Source organism: Peribacillus sp. AS_2 (assembly GCF_026891895.1).
Lineage (GTDB): Bacteria > Bacillota > Bacilli > Bacillales > DSM-1321 > Peribacillus > Peribacillus frigoritolerans.
On sequence record NZ_JAPTGA010000001.1, the window covers coordinates 439,473 to 451,836 of the forward strand.

11 protein-coding genes and 1 pseudogene are annotated in these 12,364 nt (G+C 42.7%); 10 read left to right on the plus strand and 2 right to left on the minus strand.

The window, feature by feature from the left end:
* The first annotated feature begins 1 nt into the window (after position 1).
* From sufD to OTG27_RS26605, 9 genes and pseudogenes are all read left to right on the plus strand, one after another.
* On the plus strand, positions 2–1,303 hold the full coding sequence (gene sufD / locus OTG27_RS02045; protein ID WP_268936076.1) for a Fe-S cluster assembly protein SufD: 1,302 nt from the start codon (positions 2–4) through the stop codon (positions 1,301–1,303).
* Positions 1,303–2,532, plus strand: a complete 1,230-nt coding sequence (locus OTG27_RS02050; RefSeq protein ID WP_048688225.1) for a cysteine desulfurase — start codon at positions 1,303–1,305, stop codon at positions 2,530–2,532. Before sufD ends, OTG27_RS02050 begins: the two co-directional genes overlap by 1 nt.
* Positions 2,522–2,950, plus strand: coding sequence for a Fe-S cluster assembly sulfur transfer protein SufU (sufU, locus tag OTG27_RS02055; RefSeq protein ID WP_034310148.1), 429 nt, complete (start codon positions 2,522–2,524; stop codon positions 2,948–2,950). Before OTG27_RS02050 ends, sufU begins: the two co-directional genes overlap by 11 nt.
* A gap of 55 nt (positions 2,951–3,005) precedes the next feature.
* On the plus strand, positions 3,006–4,403 hold the full coding sequence (sufB, locus tag OTG27_RS02060; protein WP_034310152.1) for a Fe-S cluster assembly protein SufB: 1,398 nt from the start codon (positions 3,006–3,008) through the stop codon (positions 4,401–4,403).
* Between the two features lie 198 nt (positions 4,404–4,601).
* Positions 4,602–5,450, plus strand: a complete 849-nt coding sequence (locus tag OTG27_RS02065; protein ID WP_063574749.1) for a DUF72 domain-containing protein — start codon at positions 4,602–4,604, stop codon at positions 5,448–5,450.
* Between the two features lie 85 nt (positions 5,451–5,535).
* A complete protein-coding gene (locus tag OTG27_RS02070; protein WP_057278060.1) occupies positions 5,536–6,363 on the plus strand; it encodes a sulfite exporter TauE/SafE family protein in 828 nt (275 codons plus the stop codon).
* Positions 6,364–6,379: 16 nt separating this feature from the next.
* On the plus strand, positions 6,380–7,765 hold the full coding sequence (locus tag OTG27_RS02075; RefSeq protein ID WP_268936077.1) for a bifunctional metallophosphatase/5'-nucleotidase: 1,386 nt from the start codon (positions 6,380–6,382) through the stop codon (positions 7,763–7,765).
* A 61-nt stretch (positions 7,766–7,826) separates the two neighbouring features.
* Positions 7,827–8,129 (plus strand): YunC family protein, encoded by a 303-nt coding sequence (locus OTG27_RS02080; protein ID WP_034310161.1) that lies wholly within the window; start codon positions 7,827–7,829, stop codon positions 8,127–8,129.
* A gap of 533 nt (positions 8,130–8,662) precedes the next feature.
* Positions 8,663–9,154: pseudogene (locus tag OTG27_RS26605) on the plus strand (HD-GYP domain-containing protein); the annotation flags it as partial.
* Between the two features lie 261 nt (positions 9,155–9,415).
* Here OTG27_RS26605 and yunB read toward each other — a convergent pair.
* Together yunB and OTG27_RS02095 are read right to left on the minus strand one after the other, a co-directional pair.
* Positions 9,416–10,060, minus strand: a complete 645-nt coding sequence (yunB, locus tag OTG27_RS26610; RefSeq protein WP_374941233.1) for a sporulation protein YunB — start codon at positions 10,058–10,060, stop codon at positions 9,416–9,418.
* A 191-nt stretch (positions 10,061–10,251) separates the two neighbouring features.
* Positions 10,252–11,238, minus strand: coding sequence for a M23 family metallopeptidase (locus tag OTG27_RS02095; protein WP_374941231.1), 987 nt, complete (start codon positions 11,236–11,238; stop codon positions 10,252–10,254).
* Positions 11,239–11,425: 187 nt separating this feature from the next.
* On the opposite strand from OTG27_RS02095, the gene lipA reads away from it, so the two are divergent.
* Entirely contained in the window at positions 11,426–12,340 is a 915-nt protein-coding gene (lipA, locus tag OTG27_RS02100) for a lipoyl synthase (RefSeq protein ID WP_034310172.1), read from the plus strand.
* Positions 12,341–12,364 lie beyond the last annotated feature (24 nt).

Below are 12,364 nucleotides of genomic sequence, written 5' to 3' on the forward strand. Positions count from 1 at the left end.
AATGACTACAGAAACGAAATTACCGTTTGAACAAGAGGATATAAGCTCCTATTCAACTAAAAATAATGATCCAGCTTGGCTATCCGAGCTTCGGATTCAAGCGTTTTCTGAATTAGAAAAGCTCCCGATGCCAAAGCCGGATAAAACGAAAATCGATAAATGGAATTTCACTTCTTTCCAAACTCATACGGTTGAGAGTGAAGCTTTTGCCTCTTTAGAGGAGCTTCCGGAAGAAATTAAGTCCATCATTGAAGAAAATGAAAACTTATACATCCAACGCAATAATACGCCGGCACATATCAATCTGTCAGCAAATGTGAAAGAACAAGGCGTCATTTTTACGGATATTTTATCAGCGGCTCGCGATCATGCTGAGCTTGTGCAAAAATATTTCATGAAAGACGGCGTTAAAATAGATGAGCATCGTTTAACGGCGCTTCATGCTGCATTGGTTAATGGGGGAGCATTCCTTTATGTTCCGAAAAATGTAGAAATCAAAGAGCCGATTCAATCGGTATTCCTTCTGGATAATCCGGATACTACACTTTTCAACCATGTCTTGATCGTAGCTGAAGATAATAGCTCTGTCACATATGTAGAGAACTATTTCTCAACCGTTGAGTCTAACGAAGGTGTTGCCAACATCGTAACTGAAGTATTTGCAAATGCGAATGCCAAAGTCCAATATGGTGCGGTCGATACCCTTTCAAAAGGCTTCACGACATATGTTAACCGCCGTGGAGTGGCAGGACGTGACGCACGTATTGAGTGGGCGCTTGGCCTGATGAACGACGGAAATACGATTTCAGATAATACAACATATCTAATGGGCGATGGCTCTCACGGTGATACAAAAACCGTTGTAGTCGGACGCGGGGAACAAAGGCAGAACTTCACGACAGCCATCATTCATTATGGCAAACGCTCTGAGGGTTATATCCTTAAGCACGGTGTCATGAAAGAATCCGCATCCTCCATTTTTAATGGCATTGGGAAAATAGAGTATGGTGCTACAAAGGCCAATGCTGAACAAGAGTCACGTGTATTGATGTTAAGTGAAAAAGCACGCGGAGACGCCAATCCGATCCTCTTGATCGATGAAGATGATGTAACGGCTGGTCATGCTGCTTCAGTCGGCCGTGTCGACCCGCTTCAGCTGTATTATTTAATGAGCCGTGGTATTACAAAGAAAGAAGCAGAAAGACTTGTCATTCACGGATTCTTGGCCCCTGTTGTTAACGAGCTTCCAATTGAGGGAGTCAAAAAACAATTAGTAGCGGTCATTGAAAGGAAAGTACAGTAATGAACCCATACGAAATTCGTAAGCTTTTTCCAATATTAGATCAAGAAGTCAATGGTCAGCCATTAGTTTATTTAGATAGTGCTGCAACCTCTCAAAAACCGGCTGCAGTGATTGAAGCGATTGAGCAATATTACCGCGGCTATAACTCGAATGTTCACCGCGGGGTGCATACACTAGGAACAAAAGCTACGGATGCGTATGAAGGTGCTCGTGAAAAGGTACGTAAATTCATTAATGCTTCTTCTACAGAAGAAATCATCTTTACCAGAGGCACAACGACTGCTTTAAATACTGTAGCAAGAAGTTACGGTGGTGCAAATATTAAAGAGGGTGACGAAATCGTCATCTCTTACATGGAGCATCACAGTAATATCATTCCGTGGCAGCAGCTTGCCAAAGAAAAAGGCGCTGTATTGAAGTATATTCCGCTTCAGGAGGATGGCACGATTTCCGTTGACGATGCGAGGGCTACAATTACGGAAGCAACGAAAATCGTTTCCATCATGCAGGTTTCGAATGTGCTTGGCGTTATCAATCCTGTGAAGGAAATCGCCCAAATTGCCCATGATCACAATGCTGTAATGGTAGTCGACGGGGCACAAAGCACGCCGCATCTAAAAGTGGATGTCCGTGATTTGGATTGTGATTTCTTTGCCTTCTCAGGTCATAAAATGGTCGGTCCAACGGGCATCGGCGCATTATATGGCAAGAAAGATCTTCTGGAAAAAATGGAACCGATCGAATTCGGCGGAGAGATGATTGATTTTGTAGGTTTGTATGAGTCTACATGGAAAGAACTCCCGTGGAAATTCGAAGGCGGTACCCCAATCATCGCCGGCGCCATCGGCATGGGGGCTGCCATTGATTTCTTGGAGGAAATTGGTTTGGATAATATTGAACGGCATGAACATAAGCTCGCGGCTTATGCAATGGAGAAAATGTCAGCAGTTGAAGGGCTGACCATTTACGGTCCTAAAGATGCAGAAAAGCGTGCTGGTGTAATAACCTTTAATATTGATGACGTACATCCACATGATGTCGCTACCGTTCTTGATGCAGATGGAATTGCTGTCCGTGCCGGTCACCACTGCGCACAGCCATTAATGAAATGGCTTGACGTATCAGCGACAGCAAGAGCAAGTTTCTATCTATATAACACGGAAGAAGATATTGATAAGCTTGTGTCCGGGCTTGTTAAAACGAAGGAGTATTTCAGTAATGTCTTTTGATAACCTTGATACACTTTACCGTCAAGTCATTATGGATCACTATAAGAAACCTCGTAATAAGGGCATGCTAGAAGATGGAAGCATGACAATCGATATGAATAATCCAACTTGCGGCGATCGGATTCGTTTAACGATGAAGATTGAAGACGGCAAGGTCAGCGATGTTAAATTCGATGGTGATGGTTGTTCGATATCGATGAGTTCGGCTTCCATGATGACGCAAGCCATTAAGGGCAAAGACGTTGATACTGCCCTAGCGATGTCCGAGACTTTTTCCTTAATGATTCAGGGGAAAGAATACGACGATGAGATGGACCTTGGGGATATTGAAGCCCTTCAGGGTGTTTCTAAATTTCCTGCCCGAATCAAGTGTGCTACCCTAGCTTGGAAAGCCATGGAAAAGGGATTGAAGGAATAATTAAATTAAAATGAGCTGTTGTAATTCAGCCATTTGAAATGGAGGAATACGAGCTATGGCAAAGAAAATGCCTGATATCGGCGATTATAAATATGGCTTTGCGGATAAAGATGTTTCCATCTTCCGTTCAAAGCGTGGTCTGACAAAAGAAATCGTGGAAGAAATTTCTCGAATGAAGGATGAACCGCAATGGATGCTTGATTTCCGTTTGAAATCATTGGAGCATTTCTACAACATGCCAATGCCTCAATGGGGCGGCGACATGCAGAGCCTGAACTTCGATGAAATCACATACTATGTTAAGCCATCAGAGAAATCAGAGAAGTCTTGGGATGAAGTTCCTGATGAAATCAAACAGACTTTTGATAAATTGGGAATTCCTGAAGCCGAACAAAAATACCTTGCCGGTGTATCTGCCCAATATGAATCTGAAGTGGTTTACCATAGCATGAAAGAAGAATTGGAAGACTTGGGTATCGTGTTTAAAGATACGGACTCAGCGCTTCGTGAAAATGAAGATATCTTCCGTGAGCATTTCGGGAAAACGATCCCGCCTACTGACAATAAATTCTCTGCATTGAACTCGGCAGTTTGGTCAGGTGGATCATTCATCTATGTACCAAAAGGCGTTAAAGTGGATACTCCGCTTCAAGCTTATTTCCGGATTAACTCTGAAAACATGGGGCAATTCGAACGTACGCTAATCATTGTTGATGAAGGCGCATCCGTTCACTATGTAGAAGGTTGTACAGCTCCTGTTTATACAACTAACTCCCTTCATAGTGCGGTTGTTGAGATTGTCATCAAGAAAGATGCTTACTGCCGTTACACGACGATCCAAAACTGGGCAAACAACGTGTTTAACCTGGTTACGAAACGTGCGGTTTGTGACGCTAATGCAACAATGGAATGGATTGATGGTAACATCGGTTCGAAATTGACAATGAAATATCCTGCTGTCATCTTAAAAGGTGAAGGCGCTCGGGGTATGACATTATCGATTGCCATTGCAGGTAAAGGCCAACACCAAGACGCGGGTGCAAAAATGATTCACCTAGCGCCAAATACATCTTCAACGATTGTATCTAAATCAATTTCTAAACAGGGCGGTAAAGTAACATACCGTGGTATCGTTCATTTTGGACGTAAAGCGGATGGAGCTCGTTCCAACATTGAATGTGATACATTAATCATGGATAATCAGTCTACATCTGATACGATCCCTTACAATGAAATCTTGAATGATAATATTTCCCTTGAACACGAAGCGAAGGTTTCCAAAGTATCTGAAGAACAATTGTTCTACTTGATGAGCCGCGGAATTTCTGAGCAAGAAGCAACGGAAATGATCGTAATGGGCTTCATCGAACCATTTACAAAAGAACTTCCAATGGAATATGCGGTTGAAATGAACCGTCTGATCAAGTTCGAAATGGAAGGCTCCATCGGATAATAACCGACTGGCCTGCCTGTAAGGCGATTTAGAATAATCATTCATACAAAAGCCTGCCGGGTTTGACTGGCAGGCTTTTTGTTTTGATATTTTGATATTCCACACCCTTATACGAAAGATTAGATATGGCTCAATGAGGGTAAAAAAATAAAAGAAGAAGTCAGGAAATGGTCCTGTCCCAAAGGAGTGGTGATGCAGATGATTTATGTTGGTGTGACCGGTTGGGGTGATCATGATAGTTTATATCATGGAGGTGTTTCCCAACGTGATAAACTCAAAGAGTACGGCGCTCATTTTCCCATTGTGGAGGTGGATGCTTCATTCTATGCAGTCCAGCCAAAGAGGAACAGTGAAAAGTGGGTATCCGAGACGCCAGCATCATTCCGGTTTGTCGTTAAAGCCTACCAAGGGATGACAGGACATCAACGTGGGGAAATCCCATTTGAAAGTAAGAAGGAGATGTTCAAGGCGTTTTGCGACTCACTGGAAGCATATCGGAAGTCCGGCAAGCTCGCGATGGTCTTATTTCAGTTTCCGCCATGGTTTGATTGTAAACGTGAAAATGTGAATTACCTGCGATGGTGCAAAGCTGAAATGGGCGATATCCCAGTTGCCATAGAGTTCCGGAATCAAAGCTGGTACAGGCCCAACGTAGTCCAGCAAACTTTGGATTTTATCGAAAAGGAAGGCTGGATCCATACTGTATGCGATGAGCCGCAGGCTGGTGAGGGATCCATTCCTGTCGTTCTGCATGCCACCGATAAAGATAAAACCCTGGTACGCTTTCATGGCCGTAACCTGCATGGTTGGCAAAGGCCTGCTTCGGGGGATAATTGGCGTGAGGTCAGGTACCTATATCGATATAATCATCAGGAATTGACTGAATGGGTGGAGAAAATCAGGGTATTGGAAAAGGAATCCAAGGAGTTATATGTCCTGTTCAATAATAACTCAGGCGGGGATGCAGCTGATAATGCCAAACAAATGATCGAGCTGCTTGGTATAGAATATGAAGGACTGGCTCCTAAGCAGCTTGGTTTGTTTTAAGAGGGATTATATAATGAATAATGAGATGATGTGACAAGCTAGTAGAGGTAATATCCTCACAAACAGGTAAAGGCGGATTTTTTTCATGGTATGGTTAGTATTAGTGGGTATTGGATTATTAGCGGGATCAATCGGCGCTCTTGTCGGTCTGGGAGGCGGCATCATCATTGTGCCTTCCCTTTTATATTTAGGAACATCTACAAATATTATCGATGAGCTGACTCCACAGGTCGCCGTTGGTGTTTCAACCGTAATCATGATTTTTACCGGCTTATCTTCCACTCTATCTTATTTAAAACATAAGGTGGTGGATTATAAGGCCGGCTTAATCTTTTTTATTGGCGGTGCACCTGGGGGAATAATGGGGGCCCATGTGAATAAAAACCTTAACGCCGAAGCTTTTTCATTGTACTTTGGAATTTTCATGGTTTTCATGGCCATCGTGTTATTAGTGAAAAATCGTTTGAAGCCCATGCTTTTCAAGCCTGGAAAAGGGAAAATAGTGAAAACGTATAAAACCGAAAATGGACATTCATTTTCCTATGGTTACCACCCCCTGTTAGCTGTATTTATTTCTTTTGTCGTGGGATTCAGCTCCGGGTTATTTGGAATTGGCGGCGGAGCCTTAATGGTACCTGTCATGATGCTTCTTTTCTTCTTTCCTCCGCATATGGCTGTAGCGACTTCGATGTTCATGGTATTCCTATCTTCCATCACTAATTCGATTACGCATATTTCCCTTGGAAATGTAAATTGGCCATATGCTTTTGCCTTGATCCCGGGTGCGTGGTTCGGTGCTAAATTGGGCGCATTCATAAATACGCGCCTAAAGAGTGCGTCGCTGGAGAATATGTTGAAAATAGTGCTGATAATCATTGGTTTACGTCTTATATACCAAGGCATTACAGGATAAACGAGGAGGAAAAATGATGTCAGAAATCATTCATTTATATCACACCAATGATCTCCATAGTCATTTTGAGAATTGGCCTCGTATTGATAAGTTTCTTAAAGAAAGAAGACAACTTCATCAAGAAACGGGAGAAGAAGCGATCATACTGGATATAGGCGATCATGTGGACCGCTGGCATCCATATACAGAAGGTACGTTGGGTAAAGGAAATATTGAACTGCTTAATGAAGCGGGCTACCAATATGTGACCATCGGCAATAATGAAGGGATCACTTTACCTCATGATGCATTGGATTCCTTATATGATTATGCAAGGTTCAAGGTCTTGGCAGCCAATATTTATTACGGTGATAATGAAAGGCCGGAATGGGCGCTTCCATTTTGGATACATACAACGGCAAAAGGCACCAAAATCGCGATGATAGGTTTGACAGCCTTTTTTCAAAAGTTTTATTCTGCGATGGGCTGGGAAATAACGGAACCATTCATGGAGTTAAAGGCGCAGCTCGAAAGGGTCAAAACAGAGGCGGATGTAATCATCATCCTTTCCCACCTGGGCATCCACGATGATGAGAGGATGGCAAGGGACTTTCCGGAGATTGACATTATACTTGGCGCGCATACCCACCACATCCTCCACCAAGGTAAATTGATCAATGACACACTCCTTTGCGGGGCAGGGAAATATGGTTTTTTTGTTGGACAGGTGGAAATGACCATCAACCCGGAAAAGAAAATTAGCCAGAAGAGAGCCATTCTTTATGATACCAATGACTTTTTGGAATTGGAGAATGAACGGTCATGGATTGAAGAAATATACCAGGCCGGAGGAAAAACGCTAAAACAGGTTGCTGTGGATTTACCGATGGCACTGGATAATGATTGGTTCAAACGAAGTCCTTTGACGGAAATCCTTGTGGAGGCCCTAAGGGAGTGGAGTCAGGCGGATTGTTCCTTTTTGAATGCAGGTCTTCTGCTCGAGGGGCTTCCGAAGGGATCTGTCACAAAAGGGGATATTCACAGAATCTGCCCACATCCCATCAATCCTTGTGTCGTTGAAGTAGATGGGAATGAGTTAAAGGAAATCTTGATGCAATCGAGAAATGAAGAGTGGCCTCATATTCAGGTGAAAGGTTTTGGTTTCCGCGGAAAAATCATGGGAGTCATGCATTATGATCAAATTGAATTTAACGAAATGGAGAATGGAATCGTAAAAGGGATCCTTATAAAAGGAGAGAAACTGCAGGCGGATAAGTCCTATAAATTGGCAATACCTGATATGTTCACGTTCGGGCACTTCTTTCCAAGTATCCATCGCTCCAATCGCAAGGAATACTTACTGCCGGAATTCTTACGGGATATCCTTTTATGGAAGCTGAAAAAAATATACACTAACCCCTGATACAAAATCACGGTTTTGCCCTTTTTTTCATAAAGTATGGGGAAGGAAGGGGCGAAACCAATTGATTAACATGATCCCAATAATTCTTGATAATCATACATTCCTAGCCATTTCTGTCCGACTGCCGAAAACGAATTTACTTGCTGTCGCGTCCGAAAAAGGGTATATAATGTGCGGTGCGTTAGATGTTGGACTGCTGAACGATAAATTGAGAGATCGTAAAATCCTTGCAGGGAGGGCCACAGGAGTTAAATCGATTGAAGAGTTATTGGAAGCGCCGCTTGAATCAGTCACCTGGGAGGCTGTGGAAAAGGGCATACATCCAGGAATGATTGGTAAAGAGGCATTAATCAAAATGATTTGAAAAGGTGGGCTTTCTTTCTTCCGAAGGGGGCCTTATTTTTTATCAAGGTAAATATTTTTTCAATAAATATGTTCTAACAGATTCATTTATAAAAATATGCTCCGATAAAACTTATAAAAGAAAGAATCGGTTTGAATTGCAAATATTGAATGGGGAAACGGAGTACAAGTATGAGGCTAGCTATCACAAAGTCCCTAAGACCTGGAGCAAGGCTCGGTAAAAGCATTTATAATGATCGGGGCCATATCCTATTGTGCGAGGGTCTTAGATTAACGCAGAAGATGATCAATCGACTGGTTTCCCTTAATATTCCCTATGTTTACATTCAAGATTCCAGGACGGATGACATTATTCCGAAGCCCCCAGTTTCCGGGAAACTTAGAAGAGAAGCCATTAATATGATTGAAACCACTTTCCTGGACATGAAAAATAAAATGAACCTGGATGGATCATTCACGATAGAGCAGGCTAACGTCAAATTAACTCAAATAGTCCGGAACATCATGGGCGAGCTGAAAAGGAATAAAGAGCTAATGACTTTATTGGCCGACGTTTATACATACGATGACTATATCTTCACACATTCCTTCAATGTGACCTTATATACCTTGGCGATCGGGGTGGAATTGAATATCAATGATAAGAATCTCGAAATTCTTGGGCTTGGAGCGATTTTACATGATGTCGGCAAAATGCTCGTGCCTTTGGAAGTCCTCCGTAAACCCGGTAAGCTGACGGAAAAGGAGTTTGAACAAATCCAAAAACATGCCGATTACGGATTTCATCTAATTAAAAATGTTCATACCGTTTCACTTTTAGTTGCGAACTGTGCCTATCAGCATCATGAAAGGTTAGATGGATCTGGATATCCCCGTGGGATAAAAGGGGATGAAATCCATTATTTCGGCAAGATCATTGCCGTTGCCGATGTGTTTGATGCCGTTACTTCCAATCGGGTTTACCGTAAGGCCATGCTGCCGCATCAAGGATTGGAAGTCCTTTATGCCGGAGTCGGGAAAAAGTTCGACAATACGATCATCGAGGCTTTCCCCAGGGCGGTTGCCATTTATCCCAATGGTCTATCCGTTGAATTGAATGATGGGAGGAAAGGGGTAGTATCCTCTCAAAATGAAGGGATAGGAGACCGCCCCATGATAAGGATACTTGAAGAAGATGGAGAGCAGATAAAAGAGCCCTACGAAGTGGACTTGAATAAAAACCTGCATTTGCTCATCATGAAATGTCTCTACAAGAACCAGCCTAACCTCAAGGATAAGCTGGTTTTTTCATTCCTTGTTTTCCTTCATGATGGCAGGTGCAACCGAGCCGTTTCCGTTACTGAAATAACTTGGAACATCACCTTCGATCAGCAGGCTTCCGACTGTCACTTCCTGGCTTACCTTGGTCTCCTTCGTGAAAGAGGGGATGACGATTTGAATATTGACATCAAAGTCCACAATCAATTCATAATAAACATTATTGATGCCTGCGTTTGTCAGTTTTGTCCTCAAATCCGATTCAACATTCCCGATGACTGACATTTTCACTGGGATTTCAGGTCCGTAATTGGAAAGGAGGTTATTCCCGGTTACGACACCAAATGGTATATAATACACCACACTTTTATATTGTTCATCATTTATTTTGGATGATCCTGTTTTAAAAGGATTTCCCTGTTTGATGCCAAGCTTCTTTTGAATATCCTTCGTGATGTTAGCCCGCAATTCACTATATATGACTGGATTGAAGCTATAGGAAGAACTGGAGTCATCACCACCCTTGGTGTTGGTGATGATTTTGTTCATGTCAATCTTGGCTATATTCTCATCAACCGATTCATGAATCGTTTCGGTTGCAATCCGTTTGATTTCATATTCGGCTACACTCATGATCACGGGTTCGATCGATTTGTCCACGTACCAAAGAGTCATGATGCTTGATATGATGAACAGGATAAATGAATAGAGAAATACTTTTCGGGTGGGAAGAGGCCCCTTTTTTCGGAATTTCTTCGTTCGAAATCTTTTTCGGAACACGCTTTAGCCCCCTTTACTAATAACTATGCATCAAGTTCAGGGGTTTATGTTCGAATCAAAAAAAAGCAGCGTAAAATTCACGCCGCTCACCATTTCTTTTTGGCCAGATCTTTCCTTTCCCACAATTTTAAATAGGGGTAAGGGTCAAAGCTCCATTCTGTGATTCCGTTGTCTTTGTACATTCCGTAATGAAGATGAGGAGGGAATTTTCCGGAAGTTCCTGGAGGACCGTAGCCCGTACTGCCGACACCCCCGATGACTTGTCCGGGCTCAACGATTTGACCGACTTTCAACCCTTTGGCGAAGCCGCTTAAATGGGCAAAGTAATGATAGGTATTATTTAAATCCCGTATCCCAATCCTCCAACCGCCGAATTTATTCCAGCCTTTCATTTCTATGATTCCATAGCTCGTGGAACGAACGGGAAGGCTATAATCCGCAAAAATATCAGTGCCCTCATGGATTCTCCTTCCGCCCCATCCGCGAGCGCTTCCCCATGTATTCAAGTACGTATAATGAGTCCGTACTGGAACCGGGAAGGCTTTTTCATGTAGATCCAACCGGTCGTATTTCTTATAAATCTCGGCATTGCCCATAATGATGCTGACGGCTTTATCGCGTTTATAATAATCCCACAAGCCGATTCGGATATTATCTTCATCTGCACCATATGCTTGGAGATGCTTAGAAAAAGCATACAATCGATCGGTATCATTAGTGATATCCGCTTTGCCATCACCATTGCCATCCTGGCCCAACCCATCAAAAAATGTGATCGTGAGCGGGTTCACATCGTTTAAGTCAGGATTGAGAGCCCCGCTCCACTTTGTAGGCTCGATGTGGATGCCTATAAAACCCTTTGCCGGCTCTAAATCCCTTCTTGCGGCCCTTAGGCTGTGCTCATATTGATCTGCTCCAGCAAGGTAATACCACGGGATTTGGAGGGCAGCCTCCATATTTTTATATAGCGCCATTCTCCCGGCATAAACATCAGGGGTATCAGCAGCGTTGGCGACTTGGCCTGGTGCCAAGATAAACAAACAAGTTATCGTTAGAAGGAATAATTTTTTCAACGGGGCAGGCTCCTTTCATGATATTCTCCGTTATTAAAAGACATCAGTCCATCCATCTTTTATAGTTTTGCTGATTTGGCAATAAACATGAAAAATAAATAATGGGAAACCAACTATAACTTGTATAAATGCTTTTTTATTGTTAAAGTAGGGTGTGTTAATTTCTATAGAATGGAGTGGCATTTTCATGTCTTCTAGAAATAAAGAAATTCTTCGAAAACCAGATTGGTTGAAAATAAAGCTTAATACTAACGAAAATTACCTCGGTTTAAAAAATATGATGCGCGAGAAAAATCTTCATACAGTCTGTGAAGAGGCAAAATGTCCGAATATTCACGAATGCTGGGCAGTGAGAAGGACGGCTACTTTCATGATTCTAGGTGAAATCTGTACAAGGGCTTGCCGTTTTTGTGCAGTAACAACCGGACGTCCGAATGAATTGGACTGGGCTGAACCGGAGCGTGTTGCCGATTCCGTTGTTTTGATGAATTTAAAGCATGTCGTCATTACAGCTGTTGCCCGTGATGATTTAAAGGATGGAGGCGCTGAAGTTTTCGCTGAAACGGTCCGTGCCATCCGTCGCAAAAATCCATTTACATCAATTGAAGTATTGCCGTCTGATATGGGCGGGGTGTTTGAAAATATCAAGACTTTGATGGATGCTAAACCGGATATCCTGAACCATAATATAGAGACTGTCAGAAGTTTATCCGACCGTGTACGGGCTCAGGCCAAGTATGATCGTTCATTGGAGCTTTTAAGAAGAGCCAAGGAACTGTATCCGGAAATACCGACAAAGTCCAGTTTAATGGTGGGGCTGGGTGAAACGCGTGAGGAAATCCTTGAGACAATGGATGACCTAAGGGCCAATAATGTGGATATCATGACGATCGGCCAGTATTTGCAGCCGACTAAAAAGCATTTAAAAGTGCTGAAATACTACACGCCTGAAGAATTTGCCGAACTGAAAGAACGTGCATTGGAAAAAGGATTCAGCCATTGTGAATCAGGTCCGCTTGTCCGTTCATCCTACCATGCGGATGAACAGGTTAATGCTGCGGCAAAACATAAGCAGAGCAAAGGTGAAGAATTATTGAAATAGAGTGAAATAAAGGACCGAAAAAAT

Coding starts and splice junctions, on each gene's coding strand:
- OTG27_RS02070 (WP_057278060.1), top strand. CDS start 5,536: ATGGTATGGTTAGTATTAGTGGGTATTGGATTATTAGCGGGATCAATC.
- sufB (WP_034310152.1), top strand. CDS start 3,006: ATGGCAAAGAAAATGCCTGATATCGGCGATTATAAATATGGCTTTGCG.
- OTG27_RS02065 (WP_063574749.1), top strand. CDS start 4,602: ATGATTTATGTTGGTGTGACCGGTTGGGGTGATCATGATAGTTTATAT.
- sufU (WP_034310148.1), top strand. CDS start 2,522: ATGTCTTTTGATAACCTTGATACACTTTACCGTCAAGTCATTATGGAT.
- lipA (WP_034310172.1), top strand. CDS start 11,426: ATGTCTTCTAGAAATAAAGAAATTCTTCGAAAACCAGATTGGTTGAAA.
- yunB (WP_374941233.1), bottom strand. CDS start 10,060: ATGACTCTTTGGTACGTGGACAAATCGATCGAACCCGTGATCATGAGT.
- sufD (WP_268936076.1), top strand. CDS start 2: ATGACTACAGAAACGAAATTACCGTTTGAACAAGAGGATATAAGCTCC.
- OTG27_RS02075 (WP_268936077.1), top strand. CDS start 6,380: ATGTCAGAAATCATTCATTTATATCACACCAATGATCTCCATAGTCAT.
- OTG27_RS02050 (WP_048688225.1), top strand. CDS start 1,303: ATGAACCCATACGAAATTCGTAAGCTTTTTCCAATATTAGATCAAGAA.